A 23,454-nucleotide genomic window follows, 5' to 3' on the forward strand; every position below is an offset into this window, starting at 1 on the left:
TCGGCAATTTGGGGCTTATAGCTAGGTCTAGCGTACCGGCCAGTTCTATCCTTGTTTTTTTCAGACTAAGCCGTTTTTATGATCGGTTTATGACAGTAGAAATTTTTTGATCAGCTATAACCAAAAAGCCCTGTCTTAAACAGGGCTTTTTTTATTCGTCCGTCTTATTCATCCAGACCAGGCCACTGGCGTTGCTCAAAGGCACTGTCCCAGAACAACCATTCCAGACGGGCCGCATGCGTATAAGCTGCATGCATTTTTTCTAGTGTATCGGCATCAACACGCGCCGCAACACGGTCAACGGTCGCAATCACATTCCGCACCGCAGTGTGGAATTCCTCTCCTGAATAGGTATCCACCCAGGCTTGATACGGATTATTCGGCGCAGAGTTGTCGACAATATCTTTGCCAACTTCGGCATAAATCCAGAAACAAGGCAGCAACGAGGCCAGCACCACCGGGTAGCTTTCTGACCAGGCGGTCGAAGTCAGATAAGAGGTATAGTGATGACACGCCAGAGTCAGCGGGGTATTTTCAAACTGCTCTTTGCTAATGCCGAAATCCTGCATAAAGCCATCATGCAGGCTACGTTCCACCACAATCGCAATTTTGGCTGCCTCGGTAAACTGAATTACATCGTCCGCTTCAAAAGCTTTGGCGGCACACACGGCCAGTGCACGGCCATAGGCCAGTAAATAATGCGCATCCTGAATCACATAATGACTAAAGGCTTCGCGGCTTAAAGTACCTTGCGCCAGTTGCTGATTAAAGGGCAGGGCCAGGGTCTTCTGATAAAGTCCGAGATTACGTTGCCATACCTCTTGTGAAAAACTCATGCTGAAAATCCTTCGCAGTTCAAGTTAAACCATGCGGCACTATAGCAAAGATCGGGCTGTTTAAAAGATCGGCAAATTTTAAAAACAGAAAATAAGATAAAACAGCTCAGGAAGTGCTTTGGTTTATGCGCTAAAAGTTTCATAATTAGCTTAACTTTTCCTATTCGTATTGCTGCTCTCTCGCAGCCATACATTTATTTAATTTATCCAAGGTCGTTGTGTATGTTGAAACATTTTGGTTTCTCGATTGCATTTTCGATCGTGTGTCTTGGTTTGTCTGCGTATTGGGGTTATACCCATGGTCCTGACGCAGGCCTGCAAACCATGCTCACAGCGCTGACCATTACCGCTATTCTGGCGATTATGGAAGTGTCGTTGTCCTTTGATAACGCGGTTGTCAATGCCTCAGTCCTACGGGGTTGGGATCATTTCTGGAAAATGCTGTTCCTGACAGTCGGTATTCTGATTGCAGTCTTCGGGATGCGCCTGATCTTCCCGGTGGTCATTGTTGCAGTGACTGCAGACCTGGGCTTTATGGAAGTGGTACGTCTGGCCCTGAATGATCCGAAAGAATATTCAGCACGTTTAATGGCACATCATCCTGAGATTGCTGCTTTTGGTGGTGCTTTCCTGTTGATGGTGTTCCTGAACTTCTTCCTGGATGAAGAAAAAGATACGCACTGGTTCAGACGGGTGGAACGCCGTCTGTCTAATTTGGCCAATGTGCCGGCAATGTCGGTGTTTATTGCACTGGTGGCCTTGTTAATCATGGCAGCCAATGTCGATGAAGCTAAGCGTCTGGCAGTGACTATGGCGGGGATCTGGGGCATCGTGATTTATATCGGGGTGCAGGTTCTGAGCCATATGCTCGGTGGTGAACCGGAAGTCGATGAAGAAGGTAATGCCATTCGTCATGATGAAAACGGCGTACCAACGGGTGTAGTGAAAGCCGGTATTGGTGGTTTCCTCTATCTAGAAGTCCTGGATGCCTCTTTCAGTTTTGATGGCGTGATCGGTGCCTTTGCGATTACCTCAGACGTGGTCATCATCATGCTTGGTCTGGCAATTGGTGCGATCTTTGTCCGTTCAATGACGATTTATCTGGTTGAGCAGGGCACATTGGATGCTTATATCTACCTGGAACATGGTGCGCATTATGCCATCGGTGCACTGGCTTTCATTATGATTGCCAGCGGAACCGGTCTGCATGTGCCAGAAGTGGTAACCGGTCTGATCGGTGTAGCCTTTATTGTCTGGGCAGTATTTGCCTCGATTCAATACAAAAAGCGTCAGGCGGCTTTAGACAAATAAAGCGCTGTTCCTGAATAAAAAGCGTAGCTCCGGCTGCGCTTTTTTGTTTTTAGATTGGCATCATCTTTATTTCAAATAAAATTCATGTCTTATTAATGAGCTGAATGTCCTATAATCTGGGCTCCAGATTAATTAACCCAATCGCCATAATTTATGATGAATGCTTTAGAACGTCGTTCAACCTTTGCCCTGAGCAGTATTTTTGCACTGCGCATGCTGGGGTTGTTTATGATTATCCCGGTGTTTTCTGTGGCAGGGCAGGCATATCAATATGCAACACCTGCACTGATCGGTTTGGCGGTCGGGGTCTATGGTCTGACCCAGGCTTTATTGCAGATTCCATTCAGCCTGATTGCCGACCGTTACAGCCGTAAGCCACTGGTGGTTTTAGGGCTGCTACTATTTGCGCTGGGCGGTGCAATTGCGGCCATGTCGGACACCATTTATGGCGTGATTATCGGCCGAGCGATCGCCGGTGGTGGTGCAGTATCTGCTGTGGTGATGGCGTTGCTGGCAGATGTCACCCGTGAAGAAAACCGCATGAAAGCCATGGCGATGATGGGCATGAGTATCGGCCTGTCTTTTGTGGTGGCCTTTAGTCTGGGGCCCTGGCTGACGGGTCTGGTGGGTATCTCTGGGTTGTTCTGGGTGACCACGGTGATGGGGCTAGCGGCGATTGCCATGCTGTTGATGGTGCCGAAAGTCACGCGGCATCATAAAAACTTTCAGCAGGGCTATCTGGCTCAGCTGAAACAGGTGATCAAAATCGGGGATCTGAATCGTCTGCATGTGTCGGTTTTTACCCTGCATTTATTGCTCACCGCGATGTTTATCTATGTACCTTCGCAGCTGATCGAATTTGCTGATCTGCCACTGTCCAGTCATGGCTGGGTATATTTGCCGCTGTTGGTGCTGAGCCTGTTTTTTGCTTTTCCAAGTATTATCCTGGCAGAAAAATACCACAAAATGCGCGCGATTTTTCTGGTGGCCATTACTGGCATTATTCTGGGCCTAATGGTGATGGCATTTGGTTTTGAATCCAAATATGTCTTGCTGATTGGTCTAGGGCTGTTCTTTATTGCTTTTAATGTGATGGAAGCCTTGTTGCCGTCCTGGTTGTCGAAAGCGGCACCGATCCAGTCCAAAGCCACCGCAATGGGCGTAAATGCCAGCAGCCAGTTTTTAGGGGCGTTCTTTGGCGGTATGATTGGCGGACAATTATTACTGCTGAACAATACCTCGATGGGCTGGAGTATCCTGACAGGGATTGCGATAATCTGGCTGCTGATGAGTTTTGGCCTGGCACAGCCACGCTATCTGTCATCGCTGGTGTTGCGTTTGCCGGAAAGCAGACAAACTGACGAATGGACTTCTCAGCTTTTGGCGATTCGTGGTATTGAAGAGGTCGTGGTGATGTCTGAACAGCAAGTTGCCTATGTAAAAGTCGATAAACAGCAGATTGATGATGCTTCGCGACAACAATTAACGCACTTGTTAGGTAAAGAGGTAGCCATTTAAGCATAACTCTTATAAAGTAAAATACAGAAATATATAGGAAGTAAACGGCAAATGCGTGGTGTAAATAAAGTTATTTTAGTGGGTACTTTGGGTAAAGATCCGGAAACCAAAACTTTTGCAAATGGTGGCTCTCTCACTCAATTCTCTATCGCAACCAGCGATTCGTGGACAGATAAAAGTACCGGTGAACGTAAAGAACAAACGGAATGGCACCGTATCGTGTTGCATAACCGTTTAGGTGAAATTGCGCAGCAATATCTTCGTAAAGGCTCAAAAGTATATATTGAAGGTTCATTACGTACCCGTCAGTGGACTGACCAGAATGGTCAGGAACGCTATACGACAGAAATCCGTGGTGAGCAAATGCAGATGCTGGACTCTAGCCGTCCTCAAAACGATCAGGGCGAGAGCAGCTTTAACCAGCCACGCTTTAATAACAATAATCAGGCGAACAACAACCAGGGTGGTTATGGCAATAACCCGCAATCAGGTTATGGTTCAGCGCCACAGCAAGGCGGTTTTAGCAACAACCAGGGCGGCGGTTATGGCAACAATAATCCGAGTGGTTTTGCGCCAAAATCTGCACCTGCTCCAACAGCAGCACCTGCAGCAGATCTAGATGATGACTTACCATTTTGAGATGTAGGTCAAAAAGGTAAATCATCATTAAAACCCACCTGAATACGGTGGGTTTTTTATGTCTTGAAGATTGGTATTAAGTTTGTATAAGCCCATGATTTATTAAAATATTAAGAAGTGTTAAAGCATGGCATTATTTTGATCAGAACAGCTCTGCATCGAGAAAATAAATAAGATGAACAATACTGATAGAAATTTATGATCTAAAAAAGCGATCATTTTTATAAAAACTTGCGGTTTTACCTATTTTGAAATTTTTCGTATTCTAGCTTCACAAGATAAGCAATCCCAGAAATAAGCCAGAGGAAATATCTCATGAGTTTAATCAATACTGAAATCAAATCATTCAATGCAACTGCTTACCACAATGGTCAGTTCATCGAAGTTTCTGAGCAAGACTTGAAAGGTAAATGGTCAGTGGTGTTTTTCTATCCTGCAGATTTTACCTTTGTTTGTCCAACTGAATTAGGCGATCTTGCTGATCAGTATGCTGAATTCCAGAAAATGGGTGTGGAAATCTATGGTGTGTCTACCGATACTCATTTCACCCATAAAGCTTGGCATGATACCTCTGACGTGATTGGTAAAATCCAGTATCCATTGATTGGTGATCCAACCTGGACTTTGTCTAAAAACTTTGAAGTACTGATTGAAGCTGAAGGTCTGGCAGATCGTGGTACTTTCGTGATTGATCCAGAAGGTAAAATCCAGATCATTGAAATCAACGCGGGTGGTATTGGCCGTGATGCGCAAGAGCTTCTTCGTAAAGTGAAAGCTGCACAATATGTACATGCGCACCCAGGTGAAGTTTGTCCGGCGAAATGGAAAGAAGGCGAGGCAACACTTGCTCCATCAATCGACCTGGTGGGTAAAATCTAATTCAAACCTAATTCTTTGAAGCAAAAAATCCAGCACAAGTTGCTGGATTTTTTATTTTTTAGTTTAGAGATTTATGAATTCTAGACAAAAACATCATGCCATTTGATTTCTATTTGAGAACAAAATGAGGATTGAGGAATTCACTCTATGCTTTTTAAACGGCTTATAAGAGGCAATAAAGTAAGCTCAATACCATGTTGCATGATCAACCAGGCCTGAAAACAAAGAAGCCTCTGCTTTCGCAGAGGCTTTTATTTTATAAGGCGCTGTAGTTTCTTGTCGTTTTAAACAATTTTCGCATAAACGCATCTGAATGGAACCGGATGAATTTATGGTTTTCTTATGCTGCGAATCATAGGTATTTAAAAAGTATTTGTCAACCAAGGATTATAAAAATGGTTAATTAAATTATTTGTTTTTAAAGCGAATTTTCAATTTTTTAGATAAAAATATGAATAAAATCTTAGATTTGATGGAATTTTAACTAAGGCAGAAAAATGAATAAAAAGCAGGTGAAATTGAACAAAAAGGCCTTTACGAAAAACATATATTCTGGAAGATTTTAATAACCTGTTTGATTGGCGCATGGTACATAATTTCTGTAGTTTTTCAATGACGGATGATCAGTTTGGATATCGCAGTAATTGGTAGTGGCATGGCCGGACTGGCTACAGCCAGAATTCTCCAGGACGCAGGGCATCACATCACGATTTTTGAAGCACTTCCAGGTCGCGGCATGGACAGTCATAGCCTTGAATTTGAAGGGGGCCTGATTGACGCACCTTTACGTGTGATGAATCCCTATCTGTGGAAAAACACCCTGAGTCTGGCCACGCATCTGGGCATTAAAACTTATCCGGTGCGAACCTATATGGCCTGCAGCTGGTTATTTGAAGATAAAACTGAAACCTGGCTGACCACATCGCGCAGCCGAATTGGCAATATCCCGATTATCAATAACCGTAAAGGCCTGCAGCAGTATGGCTGGCGTCTGGTCAAAGGCCTGTTGCAGTTAAAAGTTGCATTGACCAAATTCTTTAAATCGAAAAATCAGGACATCAGCCTGGCAGAATTTATCAACCGCAACGAGATTGAAGAAGTATTCTGGCATGGTGCGGTGATGCCGGTGCTATATACCATCTGTACCTGCAATCCGAAAACCATTGGTGAATGGCCAGCTAAACCGTTGTTAATTTTTCTGCGTCAATTGACCGATGGTGATGCGTTACTGCGTTTGCAAGGCGGTACACCGGCGCTTGTCGACAAGCTGATAGAAGGCATTCAGATTGAAGACGGTTCAGCAATTACACTGGTACAAGAGCAGGGCGATCAGGTCAAAGTTGAAAATGCGGCCGGTTATTCAAAACTGTTTGACCGGGTGATTGTCGCGACCCCGACCACCAAAATTGAGCAATTTCTGGATCCGGTACAGTTTGCCAGTGAAATTGAATTATTGAAGAAATTCAAATTCGAACAAGGCGAACTGGTGATTCATACCGATGCCAGCGTGATGCCGCCAAAACGTAAAGACTGGGCCGTACTCAGCTATATGATGGACCGTAAATTTACTCGTCAGCAATTTACCGTGTGGCTTAACTCGATTGAACCTTCTTTGGTTGGCAAGTCGGCCGTGTTTCAGACCTGGCGTCCGGTAACCGAGATTGATCCGAAGAAAGTGATCAAATCGGTAATGCTGACACGTGCAGTCGTCGATTCTAATACGGTGGCACTGAATAAGGAATTGCAGCAACGTCATCTGGATGCCAACCGTAAGGTCTTCTTCTGCGGTTCATGGTCATGTGACGGTTTGCCGATTCTGGAATCGGCAGTGACCTCAGCGATGAAGATTGCAGAAATCTTTGGTGCGCCTTTACCATTTCAGGGTTTAAAACCTGTGGTTGAGGTTGCTCCGCAACTGGGTTATTAATCCATGCAATGGCTTCAGGCACTGCGTCAGCATCTTCCCCAGCACAAGTATGCAATTGATGCCGCTGTGTTGGGCGATCACGCGCAATTGCCCTGGAGCAATTTAGGGTATTGGCAAGCCGGTCAGCAGGATTATGCGGCTGCCTGTCGTATGCTGGCCGATCACCTTGCGCAAACTGTAAATTTAAATTCAAAAGATAAACTGCTGGATTTGGGCTGCGGTCAGGGCGCCAGCTTGCTGCACTGGCAGCAACATTATCAGGTGCAATATCTGGCCGGGGTTGAGCTGCAGGCTGCCTGTGTGGCTAATATTCAGCAACATTTGCCAGAACTGAATGCCATTTATCAGGCGTCATTTTTGCGTTTAAAAGAATTGCTGTTTTCCCAGCGTTTTGATGTGGTGCTATGCCTAGATGCGGCTTATCACAGCTCTGTGCCTGTATTCTTGGAGCAGGTCCGCAGTGTTTTAAATTCAAATGCGCGGATTGGTTTTCATCATCTAGTTTTGTCTGAGCGCTGGGAAAATTTAAATGCATTACAACGGCGTAAATATCAGTTTTTATTGAAATTTGCCGATGTGAATTTAAAAGATTTAATGACAGTGGGTGCATTATATGCCTGTCTGGATCGTTTTGAATTTAAAAATATCCAGATTCAGGATCTGTCCGAGCCGGTATTTTCAGGCTTTGCGGATTATGTGCAAAAAACTTTGAATTCAAAAGCATCAGATGATCAGGCTCAAGGTTCAAAACTGGATCATTTTAAAATTCAGATGACAGCGAAACTATGCCGAAAATTATATCAGGAAGGGATTGTGAGATATGTGCAAGTGACGGCACAATCGAAGCACTAGAAAGTGCAAGAAGACTCAGCTGAAAATACCAAAACCCAGAAACATCAAAGCCTCACTAAAAAGCGAGGCTAAGATATGGTGCCGGCACACGGATTCGAACTGTGGACCTACTGATTACAAGTCAGTTGCTCTACCAACTGAGCTATGCCGGCATGGTGGAGTGCATTTTACAGATTTTTTTTGGTCACGCAAGCCAAAAAATAACCGTTTAAACTGTTTCGGCAGGATTTGTTTATTTTGACCCGATGGATGAAAAGTTCTGTTTTGGGCTATGCGCAAAGAAATCGCCCATATGTGAAGATATGGGCGAGGGTGAAAGCACAGGATTGGTTCTGGATATGAGTCGGTTATAAGGTTTATCTGTTTTTCAGGATGCGATCTAATTCTTGTGCACATTCCTCTAAAGTAAAGGCCATATCAAACTGCATTTGAGGTTTGAGTTCTTGAGCGAGGCTTCTCCACTGTTCGATGAGTCTCAAGGCTTTTTGAATTTTATGTTTATTGATGTCCTTGGCAATAGTTGGGGTATAACCGCCACGTTTTGCATTTTTAATCTGTTTGACATAGTTTGCGCTGTTATTCATGTTCGCTCTCCGAATAGCAGTGTATCTATTTTTTAACTTCAAATTTGAATGGCTCGGTTCACTTGGTTATTTCTTTCTATCCTGTGGTTTTTATTCTCCTTTTAGTTGATTTATAAGCAACATAACATAGCTTTGATGACAATAAAATTAAGCTATTTCTGTGCCAGTTTTTTGTTTGAACACATAAATAAAAACCTGAAATGAATGGCGTACAGAAACTGCACAATTCATCAGTTTTTTGGCTGATGAAAAATGAAGATTTTTAAAAATAGAATTGAGCGTAAGTGTTGTGTTGCAAAAGATTTTTATGAACGAGGACTGGTATTAATTCAATGCCTTTGCCTAAGGCGATAGATAATAATATTTTAAGATCTAAGCAGATAATTTTTTTTACTGATGGGATGATGGATAAAATTAAATATAAAAAAACCCGAATCATGTGATTCGGGTTTTTAAATTCTGGCGGTGAGAGAGGGATTCGAACCCTCGAAACGCTATAAACGTTTACACACTTTCCAGGCGTGCTCCTTCAGCCACTCGGACACCTCACCATAGGCCGAGGATAATAGCGAAAAAAACCAGCTGTGCCAAGCTGAAACAATTGATTTGCAGAAAAACTTTTAATGCGGTGCTATGATTCGCAAAAATGCTTGTTAAAAAACGAAGACAATATATGCAAAGCACTGCACAAAAGGCAGCTCTCCCAGTGATTACACTGGCTGCGCTTGGGGTCGTTTTCGGAGATATTGGTACCAGTCCGCTCTATGCACTGCGCCAATGCTTCCTCACCGCACACCTCGCCATTAGCGAAGCTTCTGTACTCGGCATCCTGTCCCTGATTTTCTGGTGCATGATGCTTACCATCAGCTTTAAATACGTCATGGTGATCATGCGTGCCGATAACAACGGCGAAGGCGGGATCATGTCACTACTGGCATTAAACCTGCGTACCACACGAATCTCTGATCAAAAGAAAATATTCCTGATCGCTTTGGGTTTTGTCGGCGCATCGCTATTTTTCGGTGACGGGATTATTACCCCGGCAATCTCCGTGCTCTCAGCCATTGAAGGCCTGAGTATTGCCACACCCATTTTCAATCAGTGGCTGGTGCCTTTATCCATCGGGATTTTGGCCGGACTGTTTATGGTTCAGCGACACGGCACAGCCACGATGGGCAAGTTTTTTGGACCTTTAACCATGCTCTGGTTTTTGTCGATTGGCGGTTTTGGTTTGTGGAGCATCATCCAGACCCCGTTTGTACTGTGGATGGTGAATCCCTACTGGGCCTATCATTTTGTGGTCGATCAGCCCTATGTGGCTTTTCTGACCATGGGGGCGGTGATTCTGACCATGACTGGGGGTGAAGCGATTTATGCCGATATGGGGCATTTTGGCCGTCTGCCGATTCGTCTGGCCTGGTTCATTATTGTCTTGCCATGTTTATTGCTGAATTATGCCGGGCAAGGCGCCTTGTTACTGCGTAGTCCTGAAGCACTGGCGAATCCTTTTTATATGCTGCTGCCCGACTGGGCCTTATTTCCGATGATTGGACTGGCGACTGCAGCGGCGGTGATTGCCTCACAGGCGGTCATTACTGGGGTATTTTCTATGGTCAATCAAGCCATTCAATTGCGTTATTTGCCGCGCCTGTCAGTCAAGCATACCTCTGCATTGGAGCGTGGCCAGATTTATCTGCCTTTCATTAACTGGATGTTGTTTATCTCGGTGCTGATCCTGATTTTACTGTTTGAAAATAGTGCCAATCTGGCCAGTGCTTATGGCGTTGCGGTGACCATGACCATGCTCTGCGGCACCATTTTGATCTCGATTCTGGCCTATGGCTTCTGGCGTTGGCCGGTCTGGAAAGTAGCGTTATTTGCTGTACCATTCCTGGCACTGGATTTAGTCTTTGTGGCCTCAACGTCCTTGAAAATCGCTTCGGGTGGCTGGGTGCCAATTCTGATTGGTGCGGTACTGTTTACGATTCTCATGACCTGGAAAGACGGGCGTTCGTTGGTACTGAACCGGCTGGAACAGGATGCCTTGCCGATTGATCTGTTTATTAAAAGTATTTCGATGGGGGAAGGCACCAAGTTTGTGCCAGGCGATGCCATTTTCCTGACCGGTACACCAAATATTGTTCCGCATGCCATGTTGCATAATATTAAGCACAATAAGGTCTTGCATGAACGCAATATCATGTTGACGGTGATTACCCGGGATATTCCTTTTGTTGACAGGCAGGACCGGATTGAACTGGAAAAACTGAGTGAGCATTTTTACCGGGTGTTTATCTATTATGGTTTTAAGGATCAGCCGAATATTCCGGAAGCTTTACAACAGGCCTATGAGCAATGGGATTTTGAATATGACCTGATGCAGATCAGTTTCTTTATTTCACGTGAACGGATTATGCATACTGTGGGTGAGGGCATGGCACCGTGGCGGGAAAAGCTGTTTATTTCTATGCAGCGCAATACCAGTCCGGTCAGTGATTTCTATCAAATTCCACCCAACCGTGTGGTCGAGCTGGGCACCCAGATTCAGATGTAAATAAAATAAAAAGCATAAAAAAAAACCAGAGGCACACTCTGGTTTTTTTATGAGAGAAACAATAAATAAATGAGTTTCAGATTATTGTTCGAGTTCTACCGCAGCCGGCACTTCAGGTGCAGCATTCAAAGGTTCTTCCATCAGTACTGGCTCTGCATCAGATTGAGCTGCAATTTCAGTTTGTTCATTGCTCACATCTGCTTCAGTCACAGCCGCTTGTTGCTGTGCTTCAGGCATCGGTTGTTCTGAAGCAATAGCTGCTTGCTGTTGCTCTTCAGACATTGCTGGTACAGCTGCTTGTTGTTCTTCCAGTGTTGGTTGTTGTTGAGGCGTCGTCATAGACGTGCTGGCTTCTACTTCTGATTCAGTGGCTGGTTCAACCAGATTGGCCGGCACCTCTGCTTCATTCATACCTGGTTCTGTGACAGGTGGTTGAGGAGAAACAGTGCCTGAATTTGGTGCCTGAGTCATTGCTGGATCATTGGGCATTGGTGCCTGTGTGTTTGGCATGGCTGGTTGCGGTGCTGCTGCACGCGGATCGACCAGACGAATCTGACCAGAGTTCACCAAGCTTTCTAAAGAGGCTTCCTGACCATTCACCTTGGTACTAATTTTAGCTTTAGACAAGCTTTCAAGTGTTTCACCTGGTTGAACCGGTGGCTCAGCAAATGCAGCTACGCTGATCACACTTGTGAATAATCCTAAACCTAATGCTTTAGAGAGTTTGGAATTCATGATTGACACCATTGCTAATAATTGTACGAATTGAGATAGGCCGTTAGCTTTACATACTCAATCCACTGGGCCAAACAAAGCTACGCAAACACCGAGAAACCTCATTTAAAAAGAAATAAAATTAGACAGTTTGTTACAACTAGCCGGGGTTTTAGATACTTATTGTTTATTTAGTAAACGAATGGTAGGGCCAAGATATACTTCACTTATACAGCTTGTTAAGCTCGGTCAAAATCTGTATTGATCTAAAAAGTACGTGTAAGAATGGCCAAGAAGCAGCGTAAATCCAAGAACTCTTTTTCTCAGTTTTTAAATGATAATAGTATTAAAGTCATTCTGGGCGTGGTGGCTTCGAGCAGCTTCGCCATCGCTTTTGGTCAGGAAAAAATCAGTCAGTGGGTGTCACTATCCTCTTCCAGTGATTCTGCCTGTCTGAACCAGTTTTATCGGGATGTGCCGCCATATTTGATGAAAGACAGCCTGAAAAAAGACAGCTATTCGCTGTGTTTTAATGGCTTTAATGTCGGTTATTCCGGGGTATCTAAAACGCCACTTTGGGTTGCAGAAGCCTTAACGCCAGCACGCTTAAGCCAGAAAATTCCCCGTGAAGATAATTTTCATGAAGAAGATCGGGTCAGTGCGAAGCATCGTGCCACATTGGCGGATTATCGTGGTTCAGGTTATGACCGCGGTCATATGGCGCCGAATGCGGATATGCCTAACAAGGCCGCGCAGTCTGACAGTTTTTCACTGGCCAATATGGTGCCGCAAGCGCCCAAGAATAATCAGCAAGTCTGGCGAGAGCTGGAAGAAGCCACCCGTGCCATTGTGACCAAGCAGAAACAGGATGTTTATGTGGTGACAGGGCCGGTCTTTGCCGGGAAGAAGCTGAAAACCATTGGCAATGGCGTGATCGTGCCAACCGCGGTCTATAAGGCGGTTTATATGCCGAAAACCGGTGCTATTGGTGCTTACTATGCACCGAATGACAATTCACTCAAAGTGCGTATTGTCAGTGTCTGCTATCTGGAAGAACAGCTTGGAATTAACCTGTTTCCGCAGCTTACCGAAGAGCAGAAACGCAATACCTATAAGCTACCACTGACCGGAAATGCCGTAAAAGCCAACCAGAAAATTGAATACTCCAACTGGGATGCAGAAAGCCAGTGTGCCGAAGAGGTTTCTGAAGAAAACCTGCAGGCATTACAACGCGAGTTTAAGTCTTCCGGTTCAGGCAGTTCGACCTCCTCAGCGACTGGTGGCGCGATAGACAACGCGACACAAGATGCCATCGTAAAACAGCTGATTGATGCCTTGTTGCAATATATTTTGCAGCTGTTGAAATAAGCTTGCTGAAAAAACCAGGATTCGGGTAGCATCGACATCAGACGTTCATTGAAAAATAACAAAGACAGGTGAAGAGGATATGTTTAAAGCGTTTGAAAATGGCAGCGAATCCCATGCCATTCATGATCTGACTTTGGAAAATGATCTGGACTGCGTCAGCGTGTATGGTAACTTGCAAATCACCAAGGATCAGCAGGGACTGAAAGTGGCCAAAGCCTTGCAGGCTTTTTTGAATGATGTGGTGCAACAACTGGAAAATACACCGGATTTGCCAGAAAAAATTCAGCGTGATGACCTGGATGAAATTGAAAATCCATTTTTATAAGCGTTTTTAAACGCGATGATCTGCATGTTCCATGTAAAACATGCAGAAAAATAGAATCTAGAAATCATGGCTTTTTAGATGGCTTTTATTGAAAAGCCTAATTTTTTTGCTCCCGCAATATCTCCAAACACCAGCCAGAACGTGCCGAGCAATTCGCCAAGATATTTATCCATATTTTAAGCCCTTACTTTTATATTTATCATCAGGTCATAGGGGGAAGGGATTTAAGTCATGAACGCTGCTTGAAGCCCGTATATCAAACCAACATGCTGGTGGTTTAAGCAGCTGACATATTCTGTTGGCGCCACTGCTGCGGCGTTAGTTGGGTCCATTGCTTAAAGGCACGCTGAAACGCACTCTGTTCAGAATAACCGAGTAACATGGCAGTTTCCTGCAAACTCAAGTGCGGATCTTTCAGATATTGCATAGCCAGCATGCAGCGAATCTCCTGCATACATTGCTGATAAGTTTTGCCCTGTTTCTGCAAATGGCGTTGTAACTGACGCACGGAAAAATTCATCTGCTCGGCAATATGTTTGATCTGGAACAGGTTTTTTTGCAGGCCAATTAGAATCGCCTGTTGCAGCTGCTGATCTACCAGAGTGGAGTACGGGAATTTTTCTAATAATGCTTTGGCCTGTTGCATCAGCAGTTTTTGCAAGGTCTGGTCGCCCTGTTTCAGTGGTCTGGACAGTTCACTGACATGCATCAATACCTGATTTTTGGCTTGAGAAAAGCGGACTTTACAGCCGAAATATTGCTCATAAAGTGCAATATTTTTAGGCATTGCATGCTGGAAATGCACTTCATATAACTGAACCCCGTGCGGGTTCTGAACATTGGCTTTTACGAATTCCGTCATTAGCGCAATCGCGATTTCATCGGTCAGTTGGGTATTCAGATGAAAGGGAACTTCAACCCAGCCAATCGACAGATAATCGCCTTGCCATTGCAGCTGAAGTGGGCCGCCATCATAAATCAGACGATGATAATCATGATAGCGCATAAAGGCTTCACCCAGGGTCTCACTTGAGAGGGCCAGATAGCCAATAATACCGAGGTGTTTAGCTTCAACCAGTTGGGCGATTTCCAAGCCTAAAGCCGGTCGTTGCAGCTGTTGATCAAGTGTTGTTAACAGATCACGCCACAAGGCGAAATCAAAGCGTTCCAGATTTTGAATGGCCAATAATTTCTCAGGGACTTCAAGCTGTTTCAACTGATAATAGTCCAAAAGTAAATGTCCTAAACCACCGTATACTGAACCTACGTAGTTTTTTAGAACCAGCATTTTTAATTCTTTTATTTTGTCGTATTTTGTCAATCATATTGAATATTTTGGTCAATATCTAGTCTTTTATTTAGCCTATATTAAAAATAGACCAAGAGGTAAAAGATTATGTGGAAAGGTTTTCTGGCAGGACTTGTCGTCGCAAATGGATTTGAATGGTTTGCACATAAATATGTATTGCATGGTGTTCACCGGCCGGGACAGAGCCGTTATAGTCCGGTACCCGAGAGTATGCGCTCACACTGGGAGCATCACCGGATTGTGCGAAAAACGGAATTTTCCGATTTCGGCTATGTAGAAGGACTGGACAACTGGCGTACCCGCAATGAAATTGCCTCATTGGCAGTCGTCGCGACCGTTTTTGGACTCAGTTTTTATCCTTTTTCCAAAGGTATGTCACTGGCTGCCTTATATGGTGCAGGCAACTATTATTATTTACATCGCCGGGCTCATCTGGAGCCGGAATGGGCCAAAAAGAAATTGCCCTGGCATTATGATCATCATATGAATAGTAATCAGGATGCCAACTGGTGCGTCACCAAGCCCTGGTTTGATTATCTGCTCGGTACCCGTGTGATTTCCTCGGCAGATTTGCAGGAACAGAATCCTTTAGGTCTGAGCTTGCCTGCACCGATCTCGAAAAAACTCAACCGCTGGGCAGAACAATATTTTCCGGTTAAATCGGCCGATGCTTCCTCTAAAATGACAAAAAATACGGTAATGAAGCAGTTAAATACGCAGGTTATGGAGTAAAACAGGGCTTTGTCGTGATTTGTCAATAAAATACGATTGTATTGTCAATATTGTCCTGCGGATTTCACTTATATTTGCTCCTGTCGGTGAGCAAAGCCTCATACTGATAATGTTTCTGGGTGTAATGAGTTATTTTGAATACCAAGTGCTGTAGTCTTATCTTGGTTTTATAAGGAGTCGAAAGACTCCTTTTTTTGTCCCGTATTTGCTGTGTTGTTTTATTTAAGGCATAAAAAAAGAGTGTTTATAAAAACACTCTTTAATCAAATCATCATCTAAAACGGCTTAGAGGCGCATTTCAATGCCTTGGGCTGCCATATAGGCTTTGGCTTCCGGAATGGTGTGCTGGCCAAAATGGAAAATTGAAGCTGCCAGTACTGCATCAGCACCACCATGGATAATGCCGTCCGCCAAATGCTGTAAATTACCCACACCACCAGAAGCAATCGTCGGTACCGTGACGCGGTCATTGATGGCACGCATCAGGGCAATGTCGTAACCGGCTTTGGTGCCATCGGCATCCATCGAAGTAATCAGTAATTCACCTGCGCCGAAGTCAGCCATTTTCACAGCCCATTCAATCGCATCAATCCCGGTTTCTTTACGGCCACCGTGGGTGAAAATTTCCCATTTGTGGTCGCCAGTTTTTTTGGCATCAATTGCAACAACGATACACTGTGCGCCAAAGCGTTGAGACGCTTCCTGCACAAACTCGGGATTATAAATCGCAGCCGAGTTGATGCTGACTTTGTCTGCACCGGCATTGAGTAATAGACGGATATCTTCGACTTTACGTACACCGCCACCGACAGTCAGGGGTACAAAAACCGATTCGGCCATGCGTTCTACTGTACGATAAGTGGTATCGCGTCCATGATGTGTAGCGGTAATATCAAGGAAAGTAATTTCATCGGCACCTTGTTCATTATAACGGCGCGCCACTTCGACCGGGTCACCCGCATCACGAATATCAAGGAACTGGACACCCTTGACCACGCGGCCGTTATCCACGTCCAGACAAGGAATAATACGTTTAGCTAGCATAAATTTTTCCAATTATTACAGCCGATTATGAAACTCACCCACGCAAGCGCTACACCTTGGCAGATGGAAACGGTATTCTAGCAAAATTATGTAAGTTTTTTCGCAGGTTTTCTATGTCGGTTTATACCACTTTGACTTTAAAGGAAGTTCAGGATTTTGCGGCGCCTTATGGTTTAAAGGTGATTGATCTGATTCCCATTCAAGGCGGTATTCAAAATACCAACTACTTTTTAGTCTGCGAAGACCAGCAATATGTGCTGACCGTATTTGAAGATATGGATGAACAGGCAGCAGGTGAGCTGGTTCCTGTTTTAGAACATCTGGGTCACGCCGGGTTGGCCGTTCCAGTGCCTTTATCCCATTCAGGCAAAGCCATTCACAGTATTAAAGATAAACCGGCACAGATTGCACCACGCCTGATGGGTGAACATCCGATGCCATCTACCGTCGCGCAGGTTGAAGCGATTGCAGTGGCTCAGGCGAAAATGCATGTGGCACTCAAAGACTTTAAATTAGAACGTAATTTTGTGCGTGATCATGCCTATTGGCTGGCCGTTTCTCAAGAGATTAAACCAAGTTTAAGTCCGGCAGATAAAGTCTTGCTCGGTAAATTATTAGGTTTATATGAGGCGTTGACGGCGGTATATCCGGATCGTCCACGTGGTTTCATTCATTCGGATCTGTTCCGGGATAATACCTTATTTGATGGCGATCAGCTGAATGGCATTCTGGATTTTTATGAGCTGAATAAAGATGAGTGGTTGTTTGATATCGCCATTACGTTAAATGACTTCTGTACCGAATATCCTGACGTAATCTTAAACGAAGAAAAAGCGATTGCCTTTTTAAATGCCTATGAAACGATTCGTTCTTTAACCAGTGATGAACGCGCTTGCCTGGAATTGTATCTGGCTATGGCAGCAGGACGGTTCTGGATGATGCGTCTGCAGGTGGCTCAGCGTAATGCAGCATTAGGCCGTACCGGCGAAGATATTTTGCAAAAAAATCCGGATGAAATGCGTAATATGCTGATTGAACGCTTAAAATTCGTCACCGCTTAAACAATCAAATCAACAGGGATAGGGAATATGCGCGATCAGGGACGCTTAGTGGAATGGTTTGATGACCAAGGCTATGGTTTTATCCAGCCCAGTGATCCGGCCAAAGATCGCGTATTTCTGCATATCAAGGACTTTGCCAAGCCTGGGCCACGTCCAATCGTGGGCTGTGCGCTGGATTATCTGGTCATTCTGGATGAACGCGGCCGTTATCGTGCGCAGCAGGTGATGTACCTGAAAGCAGTACAAGCCAAAAGTCTGCAAGCAAAATTCAAACCCTCCAAGCCACAGCAGACACAGAAATTACAGCCGATGCAGATTGCCTGTGTGGCCTATATTCTTTTACTGGTGGCTTTGACCTTGGGTGGTTTACTGAGTGGACTGGTGTTGTTGCTGGTCAGCCTGATGAATGCGCTCAGCTACTGGCTTTATGCCCAAGACAAAGAAGCAGCCCAGTTGGGCAACCGTCGTATTCCGGAAAATACTCTGCATCTGGTGGCTTTCTTGGGCGGCTGGCCAGCAGCATGGCTGGCACAGCAGAAATTACGGCATAAAACACAAAAACAACCTTTCCGGCAGATATATTTTTGTACCATAGTCTTTAACATCATTTTGATTATATGGCTAATTTCCCCATTGAATAGTTTAAATATCTAGGGGGAAGTACTAGGAGGGGACGTGAACTATTCCATTGATAAAGATTCAAACCGCACACTGACTTTTGCACTGTACATTTTATATATTGTGGCCATTTTTAGTGCTGGCCTGCTGGCTCTTGTGGCGTTGATCATTAACTATGTGAAACGGCACGATGTGCGCGGTTCCATCTTTGAAAGCCATTTTACCTGGCAGATCCGCAGTTTCTGGTGGTATCTGTTCTGGAATATCGTCGCCTTTATTCCATTTTTCTTTTTGTTCTTTACCGGTGAAGATCCTAACCTGTTTGCAGGGGTCGCATTTGGTGCATCCGCGTTCTGTTTAGTGGTGGTGGTTTTGGCCTGGATCTGGATTGTGTATCGGGCGATTCGCGGCATCATGCGCTTAAATGACAATAGACCGATGTATAGCAAATAATTTTAGCCGTATTTCCCTAGAGAAAAAAATCCCTCTTTTTCAGGGGGATTTAGCGGAATTAAGAAAGATCTTGCTTTAATTCTTCTGTTGGTTGTTTTCTTAAAAACTTCGGTTTCCATTCACTGGCAATCACGCCCAGTACCACCAGCAATCCGCCTAATAAAGCCAGTGACGGTAAACGTTCTCCGGCCAGACGGCCAAACAGGGCTGCCCATACCGGTTCGCCGGCATAGATAATCGCTGCCTGTGATGGGTCGACCATGCGCTGCGCCCAGTTCATCACCAGTTGAATCAAGGCACTGGCAATGCCCAAACCGACTAAAATCCCTGCCAGATGCCAGTGGAATTCAGGTAGCTGAGATTCACCTAAAACAGGTGCGATCATAAAGCAGAACAGGGACGCAAAAATCAGTTGCAGCACGGTGACCCGGCGTACATTCACCTGCTCGACAAAATGGCTGATAAAAATAATCTCCAGTGCAATCGCAATCGAACCGAGCAAAGTCAGGGTTTGCCCGAAACTGAGCTGAATCGCAGCAAAACCATTTCCTGTCAAAAACACCAGACCGATAAAGGCAAACAGCGCTCCGATCCAGGTCATGACATGCGGTTTTTTACGGAACATGAGCCAGAGCAGGATCGGAACCAGCGGAACATACAAGGCCGTTAAAAAAGCCGACTCACTGCTGCTGATGGTCTGCAAACCCACAGTTTGGGTGCCGTAGCCGATGGCGATCATGATCCCAATTACCGCGCCAGCGAACACCTCTTTCAGGTTCATGCCTTTTAGCGACTTTAGGGAAATCAGGGTGACGGCAAGCGCTGCTGCAGCAAAACGCAGGCCGACAAACATAATCGGACTGCTAAAGTTCAGCCCGTATTGCACGGTAGTAAAACTGCCACCCCAGATAATGGTGATCAGGATCAAGGCGAGTTGCGGCGCTTTCACCATCCAGCCGGAGTGATTTTTGGAAATAAGTGTAGACATGCCAGGAGATCAGAAAATTAAAAAAATAAAAAAGAGGTCCGAAGACCTCTTTTACAGCAGACTTAATTATAGCGCCTGTTGCTCATCTAGCAATAACTGTGCTTCACGCAAGCTTAATGTACCTTCGTAAATCGCACGGCCGGTAATTGCACCTAAAATACCCGGTTGGTCTTTCAGGTTACGCACGTCATCCAGATTGGTCACGCCGCCTGAAGCAATCACAGGCAAACCTGAGTATTGCGCCAGATTCACGGTTTGCTCAATATTCACACCCTGCATCATGCCATCACGCGCGATATCCGTGTAGACAATGCTTGACACGCCCGCATCGGCAAAACGTTTCGCCAGGTCAGTAGCCTTGACATCAGTCACATTGGCCCAGCCATCTGTTGCTACCATGCCATTCATGGCATCAATCCCAACAATAATATGACCAGCAAATTTTCGACATGCTTCTTCAACAAATTCAGGATCCTGAACTGCTTTGGTGCCAATGATCACAAAAGAAACACCGGCTTGCAGATAATGCTCAATGGTTTCCAGAGAACGGATACCACCACCAATCTGGATCGGCAAATCAGGTTGAGATCGGACAATGGCTTCAACCACTGGCTTATGGATTGGTGTACCTGCGAAAGCACCGTTTAAATCTACTAAATGTAAGCGGCGAGCGCCTTCATTTACCCAATGCTGTGCTGTTGCGACCGGATCGTCTGAAAATACGGTATCGTCTTCCATACGACCTTGTTTTAAACGGACACATTTGCCATCTTTCAGGTCAATTGCAGGGATGATCAGCATGCTTTCGCTCCTTGCTTAATCTTTAGAATGAATTTGAGTGTATTCATCTTAGCAAATAAAGTCGAAATTTCTAACTCTTAAACGGTATGAATAAAGAAAACCTGTCCATAGATAGGTAGCAGTGAGGTAATTTATTTTAATGGTTTTAATGATCCGTCTCTTGAATGGCAATCAGATTTTCCACAACGGGTCGTGTACTGAGCGGATCGATAATCGAAGCTGTAAGACCTGTTAAAGTCACAGCTCTCTCATCGAACGCGCTCATCCCAGCTTTTATGCGACATTAAGTTGCCAGAACCAACACGCCACTTAAGCGCTTAAGCCGTCGATGAAGGACGGATTCGCAATTTCAGTGAAGTATTGGGAATCTCTCTGGGTAATAAATCCCGACGTTGTAATTCTTCAAATACCAGCACGGGCGCATAGGCATCTGCGGCTGCATAAGCAATTTGTGCCGGGCTGAGCTTCTTGCTGGTCCAGTTCGAAGTACTAATCCGTTTCGATTTGGGGAAATTCAGTTGAAACAACAACGCCATGGCATTTTTTAATCCAACCGGATTATTTAAACCAAAAGCTTTAAAACATTTGGACAGTTCAATCACACTATTCAGCTCAATTCCTTTTTTACGAAACAGGTGCGCATCATTTTTCAGGCCAAAACCGACCTTGATCTGGTCTCTGCTGGCAAAGATCGGTTTAAGAAAATCCCAGATCGAATCATTCATTTGAAATAAATAGGCTTTATCTAAAGTAGCTAGCTGAATCAGATGTGGCCCAGTGGAGACTTCACCGACTTTAAAGGTGGGCTTGGACTCAGAATCGAAACCCAGGACTGCATGGCTTTTTAGCTCCTGTTCAAAAACATAACATTGTTCCAGGCGATTAATCACCTGAATCTGTTGCATCGGAAGATTTTTAAATACAGGAAAAGTCTGAATTTGTTCCTTGCTTGGTAACGTGTCCAGCAGCTGTTGCATAAGCTTCAATCATGAAATGAATGCGTTAAGCTTAATCACTTTTCCAGCTCTAGGCAAAATAAAGCCCATTCTTCATGGGCTTTATGCAAAATTTAACAAGGATTAATCAGTGTGATAGCTGCTCTGTTCCATCTGTGCCTGTTGAGCACGTTCAACATAATTCTGATAAGCAGGGACAGCAAAGGCTGCCAAAATAACCGCAAGTACCAGATATAGCACCACCAAAAGCGTTTCCCAGCCACGTGTAGTGCGTGGAGGGCCATATTCATTATTTTCATTGTGACCTGGCGCCAATAACAGGTAAAGTGTAAAGACAAGGTTCACGACCGGCACAAAGATCAGTAAAGAAAGCCAGCCATTATGATTACGGTCATGTAAACGACGAATTAAAAAAATCACGCTAAAATAAATCGCAACGCCGTAGATCAAAACCAACATCACCATTAAAGGCATAGACATTTTACCATCTAAAGTCTCTGGACTCATTCCAGGCAAAATGAAAGCAGCAATGATCCCGATGCTCATAAAGCAAAAACCAAGCAGCATATTCCATGCGATATAAGAACGTCGCCCAAAACGTCCTGATGCATTCCACCCCGAATCCTGAATTGTATTACTCATTATTTTTCCTTTGTTTTTATTATATTTTTTATAAGCAAGTCTATGATAAAGGGGTTTTTTATAAATGAAAAGTGTAAAAAATAACCAATAAAAAAGCCCGCAATCTGCGAGCTTTTAGAGAAAAGGAAAATCAGATTTTCCATTCCACAAAGTTTTTCAATAACTGCAAACCGGCAGTATGACTTTTTTCCGGATGGAACTGGGTCGCGAACAGGTTTTCTTTATGAATTGAAGTACAGAACTCAATGCCATAGGTACAAGTAGCTGCCACCAATTCTGAATCTTGTGGTTCTACATAGTAACTGTGCACAAAGTAGAAACGCGCATCCTGTTCGATATTGTTCCACATCGGATGATCAGGCTCGACCTGATGCACCTGGTTCCAGCCCATATGCGGCACTTTTAAGCCCGCCATTTCTGGGAAATGCTTAACCGCACCTTCGAAAATACCCAGTGCATCGGTACCGCCATTTTCTTCCGAATGCTGCATCAAGGCTTGCATGCCGACACAAATGGCCAGTACCGGTTTGTTAAATACGGCATTGCGTACCACTTCATCAATCCCGGCTTCGTGCATGCCTTGCATACAGTCACGCATCGCACCTACGCCCGGAAAAACAATCTTGTCTGCTTGCGCAATCAGTTTAGGATCATTGGTCACATCAACTGTGGCACCGACATGTTCTAATGCTTTTGCCGCAGAGTGCAAATTTCCCATGCCATAATCAAGAAGGGCAATACGGGTCATTACAGTGTACCTTTGGTTGAAGCTACCGTATTGGCAGCACGTGGATCCACTTCACAGGCCATACGCAGCGCACGCGCAAATGCTTTAAATACGCTTTCGATCTGGTGATGGCTGTTTTTGCCTTTCAGGTTGTCGATATGCACCGTCATCAAGGAATGGTTTACAAAGCCCTGGAAAAACTCAGAGAATAAATCCACATCAAAACGGCCGATCATGGCACGGGTAAATGGAATATCCATAAACAGACCCGGACGACCAGACAGATCCACCACGACACGGCTTAAAGACTCATCGAGTGGCGCATAGAAATGACCATAGCGTTTCAGGCCTTTTTTATCGCCTAATGCCTGTGCAAATGCCTGACCCAGCGTAATACCGCAGTCTTCCACAGTATGATGGTCGTCAATTTCCAGGTCGCCATCACAATGAATATCAATATCAAACAGGCCATGACGCTTGATTTGATCAATCATATGATCTAAAAAGGGAATACCCGTGTTTAAGGTGCCTTGACCAGTACCATCGAGATTCAAACGAACTCGAATTTTGGTTTCGTTGGTATTTCTTACCACTTCACTGATACGATCTGTCATAG

The 23,454-nt window shown here is 44.7% G+C and carries 24 protein-coding genes and 2 tRNA genes; 13 read left to right on the plus strand and 13 right to left on the minus strand.

The genetic code is table 11. The features are described 5' to 3' along the window. Positions 1 to 164: 164 nt before the first annotated feature. Entirely contained in the window at positions 165 to 836 is a 672-nt protein-coding gene (gene tenA, locus MWG72_RS04105) for a thiaminase II (RefSeq protein ID WP_247143285.1), read from the minus strand. Positions 837 to 1,058: 222 nt separating this feature from the next. Here tenA and MWG72_RS04110 point away from each other — a divergent pair, with 222 nt between their 5' ends. The 6 genes from MWG72_RS04110 (at position 1,059) to MWG72_RS04135 (ending at position 7,962) form a co-directional block, all read left to right on the plus strand. After that, positions 1,059 to 2,147, plus strand: coding sequence for a DUF475 domain-containing protein (locus tag MWG72_RS04110; protein ID WP_004647275.1), 1,089 nt, complete (start codon positions 1,059 to 1,061; stop codon positions 2,145 to 2,147). A gap of 153 nt (positions 2,148 to 2,300) precedes the next feature. Further along, the gene (locus MWG72_RS04115; protein ID WP_035340698.1) at positions 2,301 to 3,665 is read left to right on the plus strand and encodes an MFS transporter; all 1,365 of its coding nucleotides are present in this window, start codon (positions 2,301 to 2,303) and stop codon (positions 3,663 to 3,665) included. A gap of 51 nt (positions 3,666 to 3,716) precedes the next feature. After that, positions 3,717 to 4,304, plus strand: a complete 588-nt coding sequence (gene ssb / locus MWG72_RS04120) for a single-stranded DNA-binding protein (RefSeq protein ID WP_005245776.1) — start codon at positions 3,717 to 3,719, stop codon at positions 4,302 to 4,304. Positions 4,305 to 4,619: 315 nt separating this feature from the next. Beyond that, complete coding sequence (ahpC, locus tag MWG72_RS04125) at positions 4,620 to 5,183, plus strand: alkyl hydroperoxide reductase subunit C (RefSeq protein WP_005105379.1); 564 nt, start codon at positions 4,620 to 4,622, stop codon at positions 5,181 to 5,183. Positions 5,184 to 5,802: 619 nt separating this feature from the next. Further along, positions 5,803 to 7,110: an FAD-dependent oxidoreductase gene (locus MWG72_RS04130; protein ID WP_153566912.1), complete on the plus strand. Its 1,308-nt coding sequence runs from the start codon at positions 5,803 to 5,805 to the stop codon at positions 7,108 to 7,110. A 3-nt stretch (positions 7,111 to 7,113) separates the two neighbouring features. Next, complete coding sequence (locus MWG72_RS04135; protein ID WP_247143286.1) at positions 7,114 to 7,962, plus strand: SAM-dependent methyltransferase; 849 nt, start codon at positions 7,114 to 7,116, stop codon at positions 7,960 to 7,962. A 76-nt stretch (positions 7,963 to 8,038) separates the two neighbouring features. Here MWG72_RS04135 and MWG72_RS04140 read toward each other — a convergent pair. From MWG72_RS04140 to MWG72_RS04150, 3 genes are all read right to left on the minus strand, one after another. Further along, a tRNA-Thr gene (locus tag MWG72_RS04140) sits at positions 8,039 to 8,114 on the minus strand. 204 nt (positions 8,115 to 8,318) lie between these two features. Then, positions 8,319 to 8,546 (minus strand): hypothetical protein, encoded by a 228-nt coding sequence (locus MWG72_RS04145; protein ID WP_247143287.1) that lies wholly within the window; start codon positions 8,544 to 8,546, stop codon positions 8,319 to 8,321. Between the two features lie 460 nt (positions 8,547 to 9,006). After that, positions 9,007 to 9,097, minus strand: a tRNA-Ser gene (locus MWG72_RS04150). 122 nt (positions 9,098 to 9,219) lie between these two features. Between MWG72_RS04150 and MWG72_RS04155 the strand changes: the two genes are divergently transcribed. Then, positions 9,220 to 11,100, plus strand: coding sequence for a potassium transporter Kup (locus MWG72_RS04155; RefSeq protein WP_247143288.1), 1,881 nt, complete (start codon positions 9,220 to 9,222; stop codon positions 11,098 to 11,100). Positions 11,101 to 11,181: 81 nt separating this feature from the next. On the opposite strand, the gene MWG72_RS04160 is transcribed toward MWG72_RS04155, so the two are convergent. Further along, positions 11,182 to 11,835 carry a hypothetical protein gene (locus tag MWG72_RS04160; RefSeq protein WP_004278668.1) on the minus strand — a complete coding sequence of 218 codons (654 nt, stop codon included), beginning with the start codon at positions 11,833 to 11,835 and terminating at the stop codon, positions 11,182 to 11,184. A gap of 264 nt (positions 11,836 to 12,099) precedes the next feature. On the opposite strand from MWG72_RS04160, the gene MWG72_RS04165 reads away from it, so the two are divergent. Both MWG72_RS04165 and MWG72_RS04170 read left to right on the plus strand, forming a co-directional pair. After that, the gene (locus tag MWG72_RS04165; RefSeq protein ID WP_247143289.1) at positions 12,100 to 13,182 is read left to right on the plus strand and encodes a DNA/RNA non-specific endonuclease; all 1,083 of its coding nucleotides are present in this window, start codon (positions 12,100 to 12,102) and stop codon (positions 13,180 to 13,182) included. 79 nt (positions 13,183 to 13,261) lie between these two features. Further along, on the plus strand, positions 13,262 to 13,507 hold the full coding sequence (locus MWG72_RS04170; RefSeq protein WP_005250397.1) for a hypothetical protein: 246 nt from the start codon (positions 13,262 to 13,264) through the stop codon (positions 13,505 to 13,507). A gap of 277 nt (positions 13,508 to 13,784) precedes the next feature. On the opposite strand, the gene MWG72_RS04175 is transcribed toward MWG72_RS04170, so the two are convergent. Next, on the minus strand, positions 13,785 to 14,795 hold the full coding sequence (locus MWG72_RS04175) for an AraC family transcriptional regulator (protein ID WP_247143290.1): 1,011 nt from the start codon (positions 14,793 to 14,795) through the stop codon (positions 13,785 to 13,787). A 108-nt stretch (positions 14,796 to 14,903) separates the two neighbouring features. Here MWG72_RS04175 and MWG72_RS04180 point away from each other — a divergent pair, with 108 nt between their 5' ends. Then, a complete protein-coding gene (locus MWG72_RS04180) occupies positions 14,904 to 15,548 on the plus strand; it encodes a sterol desaturase family protein (protein WP_247143291.1) in 645 nt (214 codons plus the stop codon). Positions 15,549 to 15,833: 285 nt separating this feature from the next. On the opposite strand, the gene hisF is transcribed toward MWG72_RS04180, so the two are convergent. Next, the gene (gene hisF, locus MWG72_RS04185; protein WP_004647284.1) at positions 15,834 to 16,592 is read right to left on the minus strand and encodes an imidazole glycerol phosphate synthase subunit HisF; all 759 of its coding nucleotides are present in this window, start codon (positions 16,590 to 16,592) and stop codon (positions 15,834 to 15,836) included. 113 nt (positions 16,593 to 16,705) lie between these two features. Between hisF and MWG72_RS04190 the strand changes: the two genes are divergently transcribed. The 3 genes from MWG72_RS04190 to MWG72_RS04200 are packed head-to-tail and all read left to right on the plus strand — an operon-like array spanning position 16,706 to position 18,724. Next, on the plus strand, positions 16,706 to 17,653 hold the full coding sequence (locus MWG72_RS04190; RefSeq protein WP_004647285.1) for a homoserine kinase: 948 nt from the start codon (positions 16,706 to 16,708) through the stop codon (positions 17,651 to 17,653). Between the two features lie 27 nt (positions 17,654 to 17,680). Continuing rightward, entirely contained in the window at positions 17,681 to 18,307 is a 627-nt protein-coding gene (locus MWG72_RS04195; RefSeq protein ID WP_004278661.1) for a DUF1294 domain-containing protein, read from the plus strand. A 21-nt stretch (positions 18,308 to 18,328) separates the two neighbouring features. Further along, positions 18,329 to 18,724, plus strand: coding sequence for a DUF4870 family protein (locus MWG72_RS04200; RefSeq protein WP_004278660.1), 396 nt, complete (start codon positions 18,329 to 18,331; stop codon positions 18,722 to 18,724). 58 nt (positions 18,725 to 18,782) lie between these two features. Here MWG72_RS04200 and MWG72_RS04205 read toward each other — a convergent pair whose 3' ends face one another. The 6 genes from MWG72_RS04205 to hisB all read right to left on the minus strand — a co-directional run bounded on the left by MWG72_RS04205 (position 18,783) and on the right by hisB (position 23,452). Further along, complete coding sequence (locus MWG72_RS04205; RefSeq protein WP_247143292.1) at positions 18,783 to 19,712, minus strand: DMT family transporter; 930 nt, start codon at positions 19,710 to 19,712, stop codon at positions 18,783 to 18,785. 66 nt (positions 19,713 to 19,778) lie between these two features. Next, positions 19,779 to 20,513: a 1-(5-phosphoribosyl)-5-[(5-phosphoribosylamino)methylideneamino]imidazole-4-carboxamide isomerase gene (gene hisA, locus MWG72_RS04210; RefSeq protein ID WP_004278658.1), complete on the minus strand. Its 735-nt coding sequence runs from the start codon at positions 20,511 to 20,513 to the stop codon at positions 19,779 to 19,781. A 317-nt stretch (positions 20,514 to 20,830) separates the two neighbouring features. After that, complete coding sequence (locus MWG72_RS04215) at positions 20,831 to 21,490, minus strand: 3'-5' exonuclease (protein ID WP_247143293.1); 660 nt, start codon at positions 21,488 to 21,490, stop codon at positions 20,831 to 20,833. A gap of 102 nt (positions 21,491 to 21,592) precedes the next feature. Further along, positions 21,593 to 22,111 (minus strand): DUF805 domain-containing protein, encoded by a 519-nt coding sequence (locus MWG72_RS04220; RefSeq protein WP_247143294.1) that lies wholly within the window; start codon positions 22,109 to 22,111, stop codon positions 21,593 to 21,595. Between the two features lie 130 nt (positions 22,112 to 22,241). Beyond that, complete coding sequence (gene hisH, locus MWG72_RS04225) at positions 22,242 to 22,859, minus strand: imidazole glycerol phosphate synthase subunit HisH (RefSeq protein ID WP_247143295.1); 618 nt, start codon at positions 22,857 to 22,859, stop codon at positions 22,242 to 22,244. Beyond that, entirely contained in the window at positions 22,859 to 23,452 is a 594-nt protein-coding gene (gene hisB / locus MWG72_RS04230) for an imidazoleglycerol-phosphate dehydratase HisB (RefSeq protein WP_004729244.1), read from the minus strand. The genes hisH and hisB overlap by 1 nt, the downstream gene beginning before the upstream one ends. Positions 23,453 to 23,454 lie beyond the last annotated feature (2 nt).

The organism is Acinetobacter lwoffii, assembly GCF_022967985.1.
GTDB lineage: Bacteria > Pseudomonadota > Gammaproteobacteria > Pseudomonadales > Moraxellaceae > Acinetobacter.